Below are 15,929 nucleotides of genomic sequence, written 5' to 3' on the forward strand. Positions count from 1 at the left end.
TGGCGCACCGCGCGGCGCACGGCCCCTCGGTGCCGGGCCCCGCGGGCGCGGGTCAGCCCTGCACGCCGAGCTTCTCCAGGATCAGCTCGCGCACCCGGCCCGCGTCGGCCTGGCCACGGGTGGCCTTCATGACCGGGCCGATGAGGGCGCCGACGGCCTGGACCTTGCCGGCCTGCACCTTCGCCACGACGTCGGGCATCTGGGCCATGGCGTCCTCGATCGCCGCGGTCAGCACCGAGTCGTCCGAGACGACCGCGAGGCCGCGCCGCTCGACGACCTCGGCCGGAGAGCCCTCGCCGTCCGAGACGTGGGAGAGGACCTTCTTGGCGAGCTTGTCGTTGATCTTCCCGGCGGTGATGAGCCCGTCGAGCTCGACGACGTGCTGCGGGGTCACGCCGAGCTCCGCGATCTCGACCTCCCGCTGCTTGGCCAGGCGGGCGATCTCGCCCATCCACCACTTGCGGGCCGCGGACGGGACCGCGCCGGCGGCGACGGTCTGCTCGATCTCGTCGAGGACCCCCGCGTTGACCACGTCGCGGAACTCCTCGTCGGAGAATCCCCAGTCGGTCTTCAGCCGCTTGCGGCGCTCGGCCGGGGGCTCGGGCAGCTCGGCGCGCAGCCGCTCGATCCACTCGTGGTCGGTCACGACCGGCACGAGGTCCGGCTCCGGGAAGTACCGGTAGTCGTCGGCGTCGGACTTGGGCCGCCCGCTCGTGGTCGAACGAGTGTCCTCGTGCCAGTGCCGGGTCTCCTGCACGATGGTCCCGCCGGAGGCGAGGACCGCGGCGTGGCGCTGGATCTCGAAGCGCACGGCGCGCTCCACGGCGCGCAGGGAGTTCACGTTCTTGGTCTCGGAGCGGGTGCCGAACGTGGCGCCGCCCTTGGGCATGAGGGACACGTTGGCGTCGCAGCGGACGTTGCCGCGCTCCATCCTGGCGTCCGAGATCCCGAGGTTCCGCACGATCTCCCGGATCATGGCCACGTAGACGCGGGCCAGCTCGGGCGCACGGGACCCGGCGCCCACGATCGGCTTCGTCACGATTTCGATCAGCGGGACCCCGGCGCGGTTGTAGTCGACCAGGGAGAAGTCGGCGCCCTGGATGCGCCCCGCGGAGCCGCCCAGGTGCGTGAGCTTCCCGGCGTCCTCCTCCATGTGGGCCCGCTCGATCTCGACCGTGAACACGGTCCCGTCCTCCAGCTCGACGTCGACGGAGCCGTTCTCGGCGATCGGCTCGTCGTACTGGGAGGTCTGGAAGTTCTTGGGGGTGTCCGGGTAGAAGTAGTTCTTCCGGGCGAAGTGGGAGACCGGACGGATCTCGCAGCCCAGCGCGAGGCCGAGCTTGATGGCCGACTCCACGGCCACCCGGTTCACCACGGGGAGCACCCCGGGCAGGCCGAGCGAGACCGGGGTGACGTTCGTGTTCGGCTCGTCGCCGAAGACGTTGGGGGCGGCGTCGAACATCTTGGTCCGCGTGTTGAGCTCCACGTGGACCTCGAAGCCCAGCACGGGGTCGAACTTCTCCATGGCCTCGTCGAAGGACAGGACCTCTTCGGTGGTCTGGGTCATCAGCGGGCTCCTCCCCGGACGGGTGCGGACAGATCGGACGCGGCGGACTCCCCCGAGAGCTCCCGGACGAGGGCGGCGGTGTCCGGCAGGGTCTGCCAGACCGGTCCGCCCCAGCGCTGCTCGAGCAGGGCCTCGAGACCGGCGCCGGCGCGGTAGAGCCGGGCGTCCTGGCGGGCCGGGGCCATGAACTGGATGCCCACGGGCAGTCCGTCCTCGGGGGCGAGGCCGCCGGGCACGGAGATCGCCGGCACCCCGGCCAGGTTGACGGGGATGGTGGCGATGTCGTTGAGGTACATCTGCATCGGGTCGGCGGACTCGTCCACGGCGCCCCGTTCGAACGCGGTCGTCGGCGACGTCGGGGAGACGAGCACGTCGACCTGTGCGAACGCGGCCGCGAAGTCGCGCTGCACCAGGGTGCGGACCTTCTGCGCCGAGCCGTAGTAGGCGTCGTAGTAGCCCGCGGACAGCGCGTAGGTGCCCAGGATGATCCGGCGCTTGACCTCCGCGCCGAAGCCCGCGGCCCGCGTGGAGCCCATCACGCGCTCGATGGTCAGGGGCCCCTCCTCGGGGAGCACGCGGTGGCCGAAGCGCACGCCGTCGTACTTGGCGAGGTTCGAGGAGACCTCGGAGGACATGATGAGGTAGTAGGCCCCCAGCGCGTACGTGAAGTTCGGCGTGGAGACCTCCACGACCTCGGCCCCCGCCGAGCGCAGCAGCTCGACGGCCTCCTCGAAGCGCTGCTGGACCCCGGGCTGGAAGCCCTCGCCCGTGAGCTCCTTGACGACGCCCACGCGCAGGCCGCGCAGCCCGCCGTCGGCGGCTCCGGCCCGCGCCTGGGCGGCGAGGTCGCCGACCGGGTCGGGCAGCGACGTGGAGTCGTGCGGGTCGTGCCCGCCGATCACCTCGTGCAGCAGCGCGGCGTCGAGCACCGTGCGCGACACGGGGCCGACCTGGTCGAGCGAGGAGGCCATGGCGATCACGCCGTAGCGCGAGACCCCTCCGTAGGTCGGCTTGACGCCGACCGAGCCGGTCAGCGCCGCGGGCTGGCGGATGGACCCGCCGGTGTCGGTGCCCAGGGCCAGCGGCGCCTGGAACGCCGTCACGGCCGCGGCGGACCCGCCGCCGGACCCGCCCGGCGTGCGGGCCAGGTCCCAGGGGTTGCGGGTGTCGCCGAAGGCGGAGTGCTCGGTGGAGGAGCCCATCGCGAACTCGTCGAGGTTCGTCTTCCCCAGCAGCGGCATCCGGGCCGCGTGCAGCCGCCGGGTCACGGTGGCGTCGTACGGGCTCATCCAGCCCTCGAGCATCCGGGACGCGGCGGTGGTGGGCTGCCCTTGCGTGACGATGAGGTCCTTGACCGCGATCGGCACGCCGGCGAGCTCGGGCAGCTCCTCGCCGCGGGCGCGCGCGGCGTCCACCTCGGCGGCCACGGACAGGGCCCCTTCGGTGTTGACGTGCAGGAACGCGTTGAGCCCGGTCCGGCCGCGGCTGCGGTCGGCGGGGTCGACGGGGGTGCCGTCGGTGTCCCGGATGCGGTCGAGGTGCGCCTGGACGACGTCGACGGAGGTGACCTCGCCGGCCGCGAGCCGCCGGGCGAGCTCCGCGGCCGGGAGGCCGACGACGCCCTGGGGGGTTCCTGTGCTGGTCATGCGACTACTCCTCGTCCAGGATCGCGGGCACCTTGAACTTGCCCTCGGCGGCGTCGGGGGCGTTGCGCAGCGACTCCTCGGCGGTGAGGGTCTCGCCCACGACGTCCTCGCGGAAGACGTTCTGCAGCGGGATGGGGTGGCTCGTGGCCGGGACGTCCGGGCCGGCGGCCTCGCTGACGGACGCGACGGACTCGACGACGAGGTCGAGCTCCTCCGCCATGGACCGCAGCTCCGCCTCGGTCATCTCGAGGTGCGCGAGCTTCGCCAGGTGGGCGACCTGCTCGCGGGTGATCGCAGACATGCGCACTCCTGCTGGTGATCGGGGGTGGTTTCCGGTCCAGTCTAGCGGCGCGGGTCCCGCCGTCCGCCCGGACGGAGGAACGGCCCGGGGGCTTACCCTGGAGGTCACGCCCACCCACCGCACAGGAGCACCCGAACATGGCCAAGACCACCCCCGCCCGCACGAAGAAGGCCCGCGGGGCCCAGAAGGAGCGCACCGGAGGCGCCCGCTCCGGGAAGGCCGCACGCTCGGTCTCGGCCACGGACGCCGCCAACGCGTGGCGCCAGCGAGTCAGCAAGGACGCCGCCGCGACCATCGACACGGTCATGGCGCACGTGCAGGCCGTGGCGGAGCAGCAGCTCGGGCGCTACGGGTCCTTCCCCGCGTTCCTCGTGACCTCCCGGCGGGACGGCGAGTACGAGCTCGACGCGCTGTCGCCGGAGCAGCTGGAGGAGCTGTCCCCCGAGGCGGCCCTGGAGGCCCTGCGGGAGCGGGCCGGGGAGCTGCGCGACGAGATCCTGTGCGCCGGGGTCGCCTTTCCCGTCACCCTGCCGGACCGCTCCGGGCAGGACGCCGTGGCCGTGCAGGTCCAGCACCGGGAGGGCGAGTCCCTGACGGTCGTCCAGCCGTACCGGGTCAAGGGCGCGGAGCGCTCCGTGAGCTTCGGGGACGTCGCCGTCGAGCCCGCCGACCCGTGGCTGTGGACCTGAGCGCGCGCACGGCGCCGCCCCCGGCGGACGCCGGGCACGCGGAAGGGCCCCTCCGTGCGGAGGGGCCCTTTCGCGTGCCCTCGCGCGGCGGGGCCGCGCGGTGCCGATCCGACGGGATCAGGCGGGGATGTGCAGCACCTGACCCGGGAAGATCAGGTTCGGGTCGGCGATGGTGCCCGCGTTCGCGGCGGCCAGGGCCTGCCAGCCGCCCTCGACGCCCAGCTTCTCGGCGATGATGGAGAGCGTGTCGCCCGAGACCACGGTGTAGGAACCGGCGGACACGGGGGCCGGGGCCGGGGCGGCGGCCGGAGCCACGTACTCGACGACCGGAGCCGGGGCCGCGACGGGGGCCGGAGCCGGGGCCGGGGCAGCCACCGGAGCCGGGGCCGCGACGGGGGCGGGCGCGGGGGCCGGAGCCGGGGCGGCGGCCGGGGCCGGGACGGACTGCGGGGTCACGGTGGCGGTCCCCATCGGGTTCTCGGACGGGGCGGCGGAGCCGGTGAGGCCCAGCTTGGCGGAGCAGGCGGGCCACGCGCCCCAGCCCTGGCCGTCGAGGACGTTCTCGGCCACGGCGATCTGCTGCGCACGGGAGGCGTCCTGCGGGGCGCCCTGGCCACCGAAGGCGGCCCAGGTGGAGGGGGTGAACTGCAGGCCGCCGGAGAAGCCGTTGCCGGTGTTGGTGTTCCAGTTGCCACCGGACTCGCACTCGGCGAGGGCGTCCCAGGTGGAGGCCGGAGCGGCGTTGGCCGGGAGGGCCATGGCGCCCACGGCGGTCCCGCCGAGGATCAGGGCGGCGGCACCGCGACGGACGTTGCGACGAACAGCGAAAGCGTTGGTCATGATGCTCCCAGGGCCACCTGCGCTCGTTTCCGTCCCCGGATGTCTTCGCGCCGTCGTCTACCCGTCAAAGTGTTGTCGGGTACGTGCTTACAGGTGTCTGCCCTTCAGACGACGTGCGGTGTTACGGCAGCACCCAGCAGGTGTGGTGGTGGGCCGGGAATCGTTCTCCAGGCACACCGGATCCCCGGAGGGAATCCTCGGGGAAGCTGATGATCACGATAGCGTAACGATTTTGCTTGCGCTACCCCTTCTGGCCCGACGTGAGGTATCACACGTGCACGGGTCACAGGGGCGCCGGTGTGGACCAGAACGCCGGCTCCGGAGTCCGCACCCCGGGAAGCGGAGGGAAGACCCTCGGGAAGAACGCTTCGTAGATCACGCTATGGCAACGTTTTGGTCTCGGTCAAATCACGAGAGCCAGGTCACAGGGCGGCCTCGGGCCGCGAGTCCCGGTCTCAGCCGGGGATCCCCCGCTCCCGCGCCGTGATCCAGGCCGCGAGACGGTCGGCGACCGGCACCTCTCCCTGCGCCGGCGAGGGCAGTTCCGGACGGGTCACGAGGGCGCCCGCCTCCTCGGCGATCAGTGCGCCGGCCGCCCAGTCGTGCTCGTGCAGGCCCTGCTCGCCGTACCCGTCGAGCGTTCCGTCCGCGACCATGCACAGGTCCAGGGCCGCCGAGCCGAGCCGCCGCATGTCCGTGTACTGCCGCATCGTGGCCAGGAAGGCCGGGAACTGCTCCTCCCGGCGGGCGGCGTCGAACGGGAAGCCGGTGCCGTAGAGCCGGCCCGGCCGGTCCGGCTCGGGCCCCGCGAGGCGCCGGGACGCCCCGTCCGCCTCGACCCACGCCCCGGCGCCCCGGAGCGCGAAGTACGTGCGGCGCAGCGCCGGGGCGTTGACCGCGCCCACGAGCCAGTTGCCCTCGGCGTCGGCGGCGGCCACGGACGTGCAGTAGTAGACGACGCCGCGGATGAAGTTGGTGGTGCCGTCGAGCGGGTCCACCGACCAGCGGATCCCGGAGGGGTGCTGCGGACGGTGGGTGCCCGACTCCTCGCCGGTGACGGTGTCGTGCGGGCGCCGGTCCAGGATGGTGCGCAGCACCGCCTGCTCGGCGGCGACGTCGAAGCGGGTGACCCAGTCCCCCTCGCCGGACTTGCCGGTGACGCCCATGCGGTCGGCATCACGGCCCCGCAGGACCTGGGCCCCGGCCTCCGCGGCCGCCAGGGCCAGCTCCAGCAGCTCCTCCAGGTGGGCGCCCGAAGGACCGAGTCCCTCCAGCGCGTCGTCGTGCCGTCCCATGCTCATGCCCCGTCCTCGTCGTCCGTCGTGCCGTCGTCCGTCGTGCCGTCGTCCGTGCCCCCGCGCGTGCTCGCCGGCGCGCTGTCCGGCGTACCGCCCTCCGTGCCCCCGGCGCCGGCGCCGAAGGCGTCCGGTCCCTCCGCGAGGAGCCGCTCGAACCCCGCCTCGTCGAGGACGGTCACCCCGAGCTGCTCGGCCCGGTCCAGCTTGGTGCCGGCGTTCTCGCCCGCCACCAGGAAGTGGGTCTTCTTGGACACGGAGCCGGAGGCCTTGCCCCCGCGCACCAGCACCGCCTCCTTCGCGGAGTCGCGGCTGAAGCGCTCAAGGGTGCCCGTGACGACCACGGTGGTGCCCTCGAGGGTGCGGGGCACGGACTCGTCCACCTCGTCCTCCATGCGCACGCCGGCCGCCGCCCAGCGCTCCACGATCTCGCAGCGCCACGGCTCGGCGAACCACTCGGTGAGGGCGGCGGCGATCACGAGGCCCACGCCGTCGGCCTGGGCCAGCGTCTCCTCGTCGGCGTCGCGGATGGCCGGCAGCGAGCCGAACGCGGTGGCCAGCGACCGGGCCGCGGTCGGGCCCACGTGCCGGACCGACATGGCCACCAGCACCCGCCACAGCGGCTGCGACTTGGCCTTCTCGAGCTCCTCGAACAGCTTGCGGGTGGTGGCGGTGGGCTCGGAGGGCTTCTTGGCCGTGCCCTTCGTCCAGAAGTACGGCACCAGCTCCGTCTCGCCCGTGGGTTCGCCGCGCGTCCTCTTCTCCCGCCGGATCCGGACGTCCCGCAGGTCCTCGGGCGTGAGGTCGAAGAGGTGCGCCTCACTGGTCAGCGGCGGGGTCCCCGGCTCGTCGGGCCGGGTCAGGGCGAGGGCGGCCTCATAACCGAGGGCCTCGATGTCGAAGGCCCCGCGCCCGGCCGCGTGGAAGACCCGCTCCCGCAGCTGCGACGGGCAGCTGCGGGCGTTGGGGCAGCGGATGTCGACGTCGCCCTCCTTGGCCGGGCGCAGCTCCGTGCCGCAGGACGGGCAGGAGGTGGGCATCGTGAACTCGCGCTCGGTGCCGTCCCGCAGCGCCACCACGGGCCCCACGATCTCGGGGATCACGTCCCCCGCCTTGCGCAGCACCACGGTGTCCCCGATGAGCACGCCCTTGGCCTTCACGACGTCCTGGTTGTGCAGGGTCGCCATCTCGACCGTGGACCCGGCGACCCGCACGGGCTCCATCAGCCCGAACGGGGTGACCCGCCCGGTGCGGCCCACGTTGACCAGGATGTCCCTGAGCTTCGTGTGCACCTCCTCCGGCGGGTATTTGTAGGCCACGGACCAGCGGGGCACCCGGGAGGTGTGCCCGAGCCGGAACTGGGTGCGGCGGTCGTCGACCTTGACCACGATGCCGTCGATCTCGTGCAGGAGGTCGTGCCGGCGGCGGCCGAACTCCTCGATGAACGCCAGCACCTCGTCCGTGGACGGCAGCACCCTGCAGTACGGGCTGACCGGCAGCCCCCACTGCTCGAGCAGCTCGTAGACCCCCGACTGGGTGTCGGCGCGCAGGCCGGTGGCCGCGCCGACCCCGTGCACGTACATGGACAGCCGGCGCCGGGCCGTGACCTCGGGGTCCTTCTGCCGCAGCGAGCCCGCCGCGGCGTTGCGGGGATTGGCGAAGGGCGCGCGCCCCTCGGTCACGATCGCCTCGTTGAGGGAGCGGAAGTCGCGGGAGGAGATGAACACCTCGCCGCGGATCTCGACCTCCTCGGGGACGTCCTCGCCGGTGAGCGTCCCGGGGATCGTCGCGATCGTTCGCACGTTGTGCGTGACGTCCTCGCCCGTGGTGCCGTCGCCACGGGTCGCGGCCCGCACGAGCTCTCCGTCCCGGTAGAGCAGGTTCACGGCCAGGCCGTCGATCTTCAGCTCGGTCAGCCACGCGGACTCCGGGGCGTCCGGCAGCGCCTCGATCGAGGCGGCGGTCTTGTCCATCCAGGCCGTGAGCTCGTCGATCGAGAAGACGTCCTCGAGCGAGTACATCCGCGCCAGGTGGGTCACCGGTGCGAACGCGGTGGAGACCTCGCCGCCGACCTCCTGGGTGGGCGAGTCGTTGGCCACCAGCTCCGGGTTCAGCGCCTCGACCTCCTCGAGCCGCCGGTAGAGCTCGTCGTACTCCGCGTCCGAGATGGTGGGCGCGTCCTCCACGTAGTAGGCGGTCCGCGCGGCGCGCACCCGGTCCACGAGGTCCGCGTACTGCTCCTTCAGGTCCTCGCTGGGCGGGACCGGGTTGAGGTCCTGGCCGGTGGCGTCGACGGGTCGTGCGGCTGTCCTGTGCTGTGGGCTCACCCGACCATTGTGGCCCACGCGCCGGACAGGACCGTCGCGCCGTCGCGCGGCGGCGGGTCAGCCGCCCAGACGCTCGGCCGTCACCGTGAAGTGGGGGCGTCCGCGCCCCGGGTCCCACCCGGTGCAGCGCGATCGGCGCCAGGCCTCGCCCCGCCCCTCGTCGTCGACCGCGACCGCCACGGTGCCCGGGAGCGGGACGGGGGCGGCGAACTCCACCGCCCAGCGGAACGGCGTCCCGGACGGCACCGCGATCCCGGCCAGCGCGCGCGAGGCCGAGTACATGCCGTGGGCGATCGTCCCCTTCATCCCGAGCGCCCTCGCGGACGGGCCCGAGAGGTGGATGGGGTTCCAGTCGCCGCTCGCCGCCGCGTAGTCCCGTCCGGTGCGGGCGGGCAGGCGCCACTGTCCGGTCGGCGCCGGCGGCACGAACTCCCCGCGCGGGGCGTCGTCGACCGTGCCGGGAACGCGCACGCCCTTGGCGAGATAGGTCGAGCGGCCCGTCCAGACGGGCTCGCCGTCCTCGCGCGCGAGCCGGGCGACGACGTCGACCTGGGCGCCGGCCCGGTGCGGGCGCAGCCGCTCGGCGGAGGCGGTGACGGTGAGGTCCTCCCCCACCGCCACGGCGCCGCGGTGCTCGACCTCGTTGGCCAGGTGCACCATCCCCAGGACCGGCAGCGGGAAGTCCGGGCGGGTCAGCACGCTCATCGCCACGGGGAAGGCGAGGGCGTGCAGGTACCCCGAGAAGGCCTCCGTCCCGCCGGGGCCCTCGCGCAGCGGCGCGCCGACCGTGCGGCAGAACGCCTCGTGGCGGGCCGCCTCCGCGACCACGCCCTCGACGACGTGCGCCACCGCGGGCAGGTCGCCCGGCGCGCCGCCGGAGCCGCGGCGCCGCCCGGGCAGCCGCTGCGCGAGGGCGCCCGGCAGCGCCCGGCCGGCGGCGCCCGCCGCGGCCCGGACGTAGAGGCCGCCCAGGGAGGGCACCTCCGTGAGCACCACCTGCTCGTTCCGCCCGGTGCCCATGCTCACGCCCCCACCAGGTTCTGGCCGCACACGCGCAGCGTCTGTCCGTTGACGCCGCCGGCGGCGTCCGAGGCCAGGAAGAGCACGGCCTGCGCCACGTCCTCCGGCAGCCCGCCCTGCTGCAGGGAGTTCAGCCGGCGCGCGACCTGACGGCGCGCCGCCGGGATCCGGGCGGTCATCTCCGTCTCGATGAACCCCGGGGCCACGGCGTTGATGCTGCCGCCGCGCCGGGCCAGCAGGGGTGCGGTGGCGGCGACCATCCCGATCACGCCGGCCTTCGAGGCGGCGTAGTTGGTCTGGCCGCGGTTGCCGGCGACACCGCTCGTGGAGGCGAGGCAGACGATGCGCGGGGCGTCCCCGAGCCCGTCCCCGGACAGCAGCTGCTCGTTCATCCGCAGCTGCGACTCGAGGTTCACGGCGAGCACCGACGACCAGCGGGAGTCGTCCATGTTGGCCAGCAGCCTGTCCCGGGTGATCCCGGCGTTGTGCACCACCACGTCGAGGCGGCCGAAGCGCTCGCGGGCGAGCCCGAGGATCCGGTCCCCGGCGTGCTCGTCCGTGACGTCGAGCTGGAGGGCCACGGCGCGGAGCTCGTTGGCGAGCGCGGCGAGGGGTTCGCCCGCGGCCGGGACGTCCACGACGACGACGCGCGCGCCGGCGCTCGTGAGCGTGCGGGCGATCTGCGCCCCGATGCCGCGCGCGGCGCCGGTCACGGCGGCCACCTTGCCCCGCAGCGGGGCCTCCCAGTCGGCGGGCAGGGCTCCGGCGTCGTCTCCGACGGTGACGAACTGCCCGGAGACGAAGGCGCTGCGCCCCGAGAGCAGGAACCGCAGGGCGCCCAGCACGCTGGGGGCCTCGGGGGCGACGCCCTCGGCGAGCAGGACGCCGTTGGCGGTGGCCCCGCCGCGCATCTCCTGGGCCGTGGAGCGCAGGAGACCGACGACCGCCTGGCGGGCCGCGGCGATGACCGGCTCGAGCGGCTCCGCCGGCGCGGGCGTCGCCGAGGCCGCGCCCGTGCCGATGCCCGGCGCGGGACGGGACACCGTGACCACCCGCCCGCCGGGGGCGAGCGAGCGCAGCGCCCCGCCCAGCCCGAGCGCGGGCTCGGCCAGGTCCGCGGGCCGGGCGAGCTCCGTCAGGGCCAGCACGACGGCCCCGAACCGGTGGACGTCGTCGGGGTGGCGGCGCACGTCGAGGTCCCAGCCGAGCAGGGCCGTGGCGATCCGGTCGGCCTCCTCCCCCCGGCCCAGCACCAGGACGGGTCCGGGCACGAGCGGGTCGCCGGGGCGATGACGGCGCAGCCGGGCGGGCGCGGGCAGCCCGAGCTGCCGGGCGAGCGTGCCGCCGGGGCCGGAGCTGACGAGGTCGAGATAGGTGTCTGCCATGGGGTGGATTCCTTGCTGTGCGGGTCGGTGGGTGGCCTCGGGGGCGGGGGTCAGCGGGCCTCGAGGACCGCGGTGACGCCCAGGCCGCCGGCGGCGCAGACGGAGATGAGCCCCCGGGCCGGGCGTCCGGTCTCGTCGGCGCGCTCGCGCAGGAGCTTGGCCAGGGTGCCGACGATGCGCCCGCCGGTCGCGGCGAAGGGGTGCCCGGCGGCGAGGGACGAGCCCGTGACGTTGAGGCGGCTCCGGTCCACGGTGCCGAAGGCGCCGTCCAGGCCCAGCCGGTCGCGGCCGAACTGCTCGTCCTCCCAGGCGGCGAGGGTCGAGAGCACGGTCGCGGCGAACGCCTCGTGGATCTCGACGAAGTCGAAGTCGTCGAGGGCGAGGCCCTGGCGCGCCAGCAGGCGGGGGACGGCGTAGGCGCCGGCCATCAGCAGGCCCTCGTCGCCGTGCACGAAGTCGACGGCGGCCGCCTCGACGTCCACGACGTCGGCGAGCACGGGCAGGGAGTGCTCCGCGGCCCAGTCCTCGGAGGCGAGCAGCACGGTCGAGGCGCCGTCGGTGAGGGGCGTGGAGTTGCCGGCCGTCATCGTGGCCTCGGCGTCGAGCGACTTCCCGAAGACCGGCTTGAGCCCGGCGAGCTTCTCGACGGAGCTGTCCGGACGGAGGTTGTTGTCCCGGGACAGTCCGCGGAACGGGGTGACGAGGTCGTCGAAGAACCCGCGCTCGTAGGCGGCGGCCAGGTTGCGGTGGCTCGCGGCGGCGAACTCGTCCTGGGCCTCGCGGGGGACGCCCCAGCGGGCGGTGGTGAGGGCCTGGTGCTCGCCCATGGACAGGCCCGTGCGCGGCTCCCCCGTGCCGGGGGCCACCGGCTTGAGGTCGGCCGGGCGCAGGCCCGCGAGGGCCTTGAGCTTCTGGGGGGTGCTCTTGGCCCGGCTGAGCTCGAGCAGGGCCCGGCGCAGCCGCTCGCTCACCACGATCGGGGCGTCCGAGGCGGAGTCGACGCCGCCCGCGACGGCCGAGTCGATCTGGCCGAGCCGGATCTTGTTGACCAGCGTGGAGACGGCCTCCATGCCGGTCGCGCAGGCCTGCTGCACGTCGAAGGCGGGGGTGCGCGGGTCCAGGACCGAGCCCAGCACGGACTCGCGCGTGAGGTTGAAGTCCTTGGGGTGCTTGAGCACGGCGCCGGCGGCGACCTCGCCGATCCGCTCCCCGGCGAGACCGTAGCGGGCGGCCAGCCCGTCCAGGGCGGCGGTGAGCATGTCCTGGTTGCCGGCGTTCGCGTAGGCGCCGTGCGCCCGGGCGAACGGGATGCGGTTGGCGCCGACGACCACGGCACGGCGGGCCACGCCGGTGCGTCCGGCGCCGCTGGGGGTGGTGTGCTCGGCGGTGGGCTCGACGGTCTGCTCGGGGGTGGACTCGCTCACAGGAAACTCCTCGGTGGTGTTGTGACGACGATCACGTCACGAACGATAATACCTGATACTCTGGGTATCGTGAAACACGACGACGCATCGGAACCGCCCGCCGCGGACGCCGCGCCGAGCGCGGACGGCCGCTCCTCCCGCTGGGCCCGGCACCGGGCGCAGCGGAGGATCGAGCTCATCCGCACGGCGCGCGGCGCCGTGGACGAGCTGGGCGCGCAGGCGTCCATGGACGAGATCGCCTCCGCGTGCAAGACCTCCAAGTCCGTCTACTACCGGTACTTCGGGGACAAGGCCGGACTGCAGCGCGCGGTCGGCGAGTACACCGTGACCCGGATGCGCGACCGGCTCGAGGAGGCGGCCCGCGCGGCCGGCTCCTTCGAGGACTCGGTCGAGGCGATGGTCGCGGAGTACCTGCTCAGCATCGAGCGCTCGGCGTCGGTGTACCGCTTCGTCGTCGCACTCTCCCCCGATGCCGGCCGCGGCCGGCACGACAGGCACCGGGCCGAACGGGCCCGCGGCGAGCGCAAGGAGGAGGCCGGCGCGGGGGACGGCGGCGAGCGCTGGCTGATCCAGGAGTTCGCCGAGTCGGTCAGCGGCCTGCTCGCGGAGGCGCACGTGCGGCACACCCCTGCGGCGCGCCGGCTGGAGGAGCCGGTGCTCAGCTACTGGGCGGCGTCCACGATCGGCATGGTCCGCGGCGCGGGCGAGGCCTGGATGAACACCCCCGAGGGCACGCCGCGCCCGTCCCGCGAGCGGATGACGGAGCTCATCGTGGGCTGGGCCGTCGACGGCCTGCGCCCGCCCGGCGCGCCCGAGCCGGAGCAGCCGCCCGCCTGACCACCCGACCGACCTTCGCCAGACCGACCACCACCCGGGCCGACCGGACCCCGACCGGCCCCGACCACCCCGTGACCGCACCGGCCACCGCCGGTCATCCACGACAGGAGCCATCATGACCACCACCGTCGACCGACCCGCCGGCGCCGGAACCGCCACCGGAGCCGCCACCGGGTCCACCGCCGCGGACGCCGTCGGGATCCCGGCCCCCGCCGTGGACGTCGCCGCCCTCGGCGAGCAGCTGCTCGGGCGCTGGGCCGGCGTCCGCCGCGAGACCCGCCGGATGCTGCTCGACGAGCGGCTGCACCAGCGGCCGGACCTCGCCTACCAGGACCAGCGCGAGCGGGTGCTGGGCCAGCTGCACCTGCTGGCGGAGCACGGCGCGATGAGCCGCGGCCTGCCGGAGGAGTACGGCGGGCACAACGACCCGGGCGGGAACGTCTCGGGCTTCGAGGAGCTGCTCCTCGGGGACCCCTCGATGCAGATCAAGGCCGGTGTGCAGTGGGGCCTGTTCGGCTCCGCCGTGCTCAACCTCGGCACCGAGGAGCACCACCGGCGCTGGCTCGCGGACATCCGGGACCTCCGGATCCCGGGCGTGTTCGCGATGACCGAGATCGGCCACGGCTCCGACGTCGCCTCGATCGGCACGACGGCGACGTACGACCCCGCCACGGAGGAGTTCGAGATCCACACGCCCTTCAGGGCGGCGTGGAAGGACTACCTCGGCAACGCCGCCCTGCACGGGCGCGCGGCCGTGGTCTTCGCCCAGCTCGTCACGCTCGGCGTCAACCACGGCGTGCACGCGTTCTGGGTGGACCTGCGGGACCAGGACGGGAACTTCCTGCCCGGCGTGGGCGGCGAGGACGACGGCCACAAGGGCGGCCTCAACGGCATCGACAACGGGCGGCTGCACTTCGACCACGTCCGGGTGCCGCGGGTGCACCTGCTCGACAAGTACGGCGCCGTGGCCGCCGACGGAACCTACAGCTCGCCCATCGCGAGCCCGGGACGCCGCTTCTTCACCATGATCGGCACCCTCGTGCAGGGCCGGGTCTCCCTGGACGGCGCGGCCGTGCTGGCGAACAAGGCCGCGCTGAGCATCGCGGTCCGCTACGGCAGCGAACGGCGCCAGTTCAACGCCGCCTCCGACATCCAGGAGGAGGTGCTGCTGGACTACCAGCAGCACCAGCGCCGGCTGCTGCCCCGGCTCGCCGAGACGTACGCGATGCACTTCGCCCACCAGGAGCTGCTGCACAAGTACGACGACGTGTTCTCCGGGCGCGAGGACACCGACGAGAACCGCCAGGACCTCGAGACCCTCGCCGCGGCCCTCAAGGCCCTGTCCACGTGGAGCGCCCTGGACACCGTCCAGGAGTGCCGCGAGGCCTGCGGCGGGGCGGGGTTCCTGACGAAGAACCGGCTGACCTCGCTGCGCCACGACCTGGACATCTACGCGACGTTCGAGGGCGACAACACGGTGCTGCTGCAGCTCGTGGCGAAGCGGCTGCTGTCCGACTGGGCGGACGAGTTCAAGCAGGTCGACGTGGGCGTGATGGCCCGCTACGTGGCCGGCCGCGCCACCGAGGCCACGTACCACCGGTCCGGTCTGCGCAAGCTCGGACAGGCGTTCCGGGACACCGGGGACGTGCGCCGCTCCGTCAACGCCCTGCGCGAGGAGTCCGCCCAGCGCGCGCTGCTCACGGACCGGGTCGAGACCATGGTCGCCGAGATCGCGGAGAACCTGCGGCCCAGCGCCAAGCTCCCCCGTGCGGAGGCCGCGGCCCTGTTCAACGAGAACCAGCACAGGATCATCGCGACGGCCCGCGCCCACGCGGAGCTGCTGCAGTGGGAGGCCTTCACCCGGGGCCTGGAGCAGGTCGAGGACCCGGGCACCCGCACGGTCCTCACCTGGCTGCGCGACGTCTTCGGGCTGCGGCTGATCGAGAAGAACCTCGCGTGGTACCTCTCCTACGGCCGGCTGTCCATGCGGCGCGGGCGCAGCCTCGACGAGTACATCGACCGGCTGCTCGCCCGGCTGCGCCCGCACGCGCTGGACCTCGTGGCCGCGTTCGAGCTCGAGCCGGAGCACCTGCGCGCCGAGATCGCCACGGGGATCGAGGCGGAGCGCCAGGAGGAGGCCGCCGAGCACTACCGGCGGCGGCGCGCCTCGGGCAGCGCCCCGGTCCGGGAGAAGGCTCCGCGCCGGGAGGCCGCCACCTCCGCCGCCGGGGCCCCGGGCGAGAAGACCCCGGAGGAGCAGAAGAAGGAGCGCAGGACCGAGCGGCAGGCGGAGCGCCGCACGGAGCGAAGGGTCGAGCGCAAGCACGAGCGCCGGCTCGAGCTCAAGCCGCGCAAGCTGGCCGCGAAGCGGGCCGCGGGGTCCGGCGAGCCGGCCGGGAGCACGGCCCGGGCCGCCGGCACGAGAGCTGCCGGCCCCGGTTCCGCCGGTGCCGGGGACTCCGGTGCCGAGGACTCCGGTGCCGAGCACGCCGCGAGCACGGTCGGAACGCGGGACGCCTGAGCCGCGGCCACGCCGTCCGGCGAGCACGCCGCCCCGGGACTCCCGGGGCGGCGTGCTCCTCCGTCGCCGTCCCGCAC

At 74.3% G+C, this 15,929-nt stretch carries 12 protein-coding genes; 3 read left to right on the plus strand and 9 right to left on the minus strand.

Translation table 11 applies throughout. From position 1 onward, the window contains the following. Positions 1-52: 52 nt before the first annotated feature. Genes gatB through gatC form a run of 3 tightly spaced genes read right to left on the minus strand, consistent with a single transcriptional unit; the run spans position 53 to position 3,514 of the window. The gene (gatB, locus tag ACH9D3_RS13060) at positions 53-1,567 is read right to left on the minus strand and encodes an Asp-tRNA(Asn)/Glu-tRNA(Gln) amidotransferase subunit GatB (protein WP_396399035.1); all 1,515 of its coding nucleotides are present in this window, start codon (positions 1,565-1,567) and stop codon (positions 53-55) included. Beyond that, entirely contained in the window at positions 1,567-3,213 is a 1,647-nt protein-coding gene (gene gatA / locus ACH9D3_RS13065) for an Asp-tRNA(Asn)/Glu-tRNA(Gln) amidotransferase subunit GatA (protein WP_396411265.1), read from the minus strand. The genes gatB and gatA overlap by 1 nt, the downstream gene beginning before the upstream one ends. A gap of 4 nt (positions 3,214-3,217) precedes the next feature. Further along, on the minus strand, positions 3,218-3,514 hold the full coding sequence (gene gatC, locus ACH9D3_RS13070) for an Asp-tRNA(Asn)/Glu-tRNA(Gln) amidotransferase subunit GatC (protein ID WP_396399037.1): 297 nt from the start codon (positions 3,512-3,514) through the stop codon (positions 3,218-3,220). A gap of 137 nt (positions 3,515-3,651) precedes the next feature. Between gatC and ACH9D3_RS13075 the strand changes: the two genes are divergently transcribed. Continuing rightward, the gene (locus tag ACH9D3_RS13075; protein WP_396411266.1) at positions 3,652-4,203 is read left to right on the plus strand and encodes a hypothetical protein; all 552 of its coding nucleotides are present in this window, start codon (positions 3,652-3,654) and stop codon (positions 4,201-4,203) included. A gap of 117 nt (positions 4,204-4,320) precedes the next feature. Here ACH9D3_RS13075 and ACH9D3_RS13080 read toward each other — a convergent pair whose 3' ends face one another. The 6 genes from ACH9D3_RS13080 to ACH9D3_RS13105 all read right to left on the minus strand — a co-directional run bounded on the left by ACH9D3_RS13080 (position 4,321) and on the right by ACH9D3_RS13105 (position 12,494). Beyond that, positions 4,321-5,043, minus strand: a complete 723-nt coding sequence (locus ACH9D3_RS13080; RefSeq protein WP_396411267.1) for a transglycosylase family protein — start codon at positions 5,041-5,043, stop codon at positions 4,321-4,323. A 455-nt stretch (positions 5,044-5,498) separates the two neighbouring features. After that, the gene (locus tag ACH9D3_RS13085) at positions 5,499-6,338 is read right to left on the minus strand and encodes an inositol monophosphatase family protein (protein WP_396399070.1); all 840 of its coding nucleotides are present in this window, start codon (positions 6,336-6,338) and stop codon (positions 5,499-5,501) included. A 2-nt stretch (positions 6,339-6,340) separates the two neighbouring features. Beyond that, on the minus strand, positions 6,341-8,665 hold the full coding sequence (gene ligA / locus ACH9D3_RS13090) for an NAD-dependent DNA ligase LigA (RefSeq protein ID WP_396411268.1): 2,325 nt from the start codon (positions 8,663-8,665) through the stop codon (positions 6,341-6,343). Between the two features lie 57 nt (positions 8,666-8,722). Then, positions 8,723-9,685, minus strand: a complete 963-nt coding sequence (locus ACH9D3_RS13095; RefSeq protein ID WP_396411274.1) for a MaoC/PaaZ C-terminal domain-containing protein — start codon at positions 9,683-9,685, stop codon at positions 8,723-8,725. A 2-nt stretch (positions 9,686-9,687) separates the two neighbouring features. Next, positions 9,688-11,070, minus strand: a complete 1,383-nt coding sequence (locus ACH9D3_RS13100; protein WP_396411269.1) for a 3-oxoacyl-ACP reductase — start codon at positions 11,068-11,070, stop codon at positions 9,688-9,690. A 50-nt stretch (positions 11,071-11,120) separates the two neighbouring features. Continuing rightward, entirely contained in the window at positions 11,121-12,494 is a 1,374-nt protein-coding gene (locus ACH9D3_RS13105) for an acetyl-CoA C-acetyltransferase (protein WP_396399042.1), read from the minus strand. A gap of 69 nt (positions 12,495-12,563) precedes the next feature. Here ACH9D3_RS13105 and ACH9D3_RS13110 point away from each other — a divergent pair, with 69 nt between their 5' ends. Both ACH9D3_RS13110 and ACH9D3_RS13115 read left to right on the plus strand, forming a co-directional pair. Continuing rightward, entirely contained in the window at positions 12,564-13,331 is a 768-nt protein-coding gene (locus ACH9D3_RS13110; RefSeq protein ID WP_396411270.1) for a TetR family transcriptional regulator, read from the plus strand. A 115-nt stretch (positions 13,332-13,446) separates the two neighbouring features. Then, entirely contained in the window at positions 13,447-15,852 is a 2,406-nt protein-coding gene (locus tag ACH9D3_RS13115) for an acyl-CoA dehydrogenase family protein (protein WP_396411271.1), read from the plus strand. Positions 15,853-15,929 lie beyond the last annotated feature (77 nt).

This window comes from Kocuria kalidii (genome assembly GCF_044462225.1).
Classification (GTDB): Bacteria; Actinomycetota; Actinomycetes; order Actinomycetales; family Micrococcaceae; genus Kocuria; species Kocuria kalidii.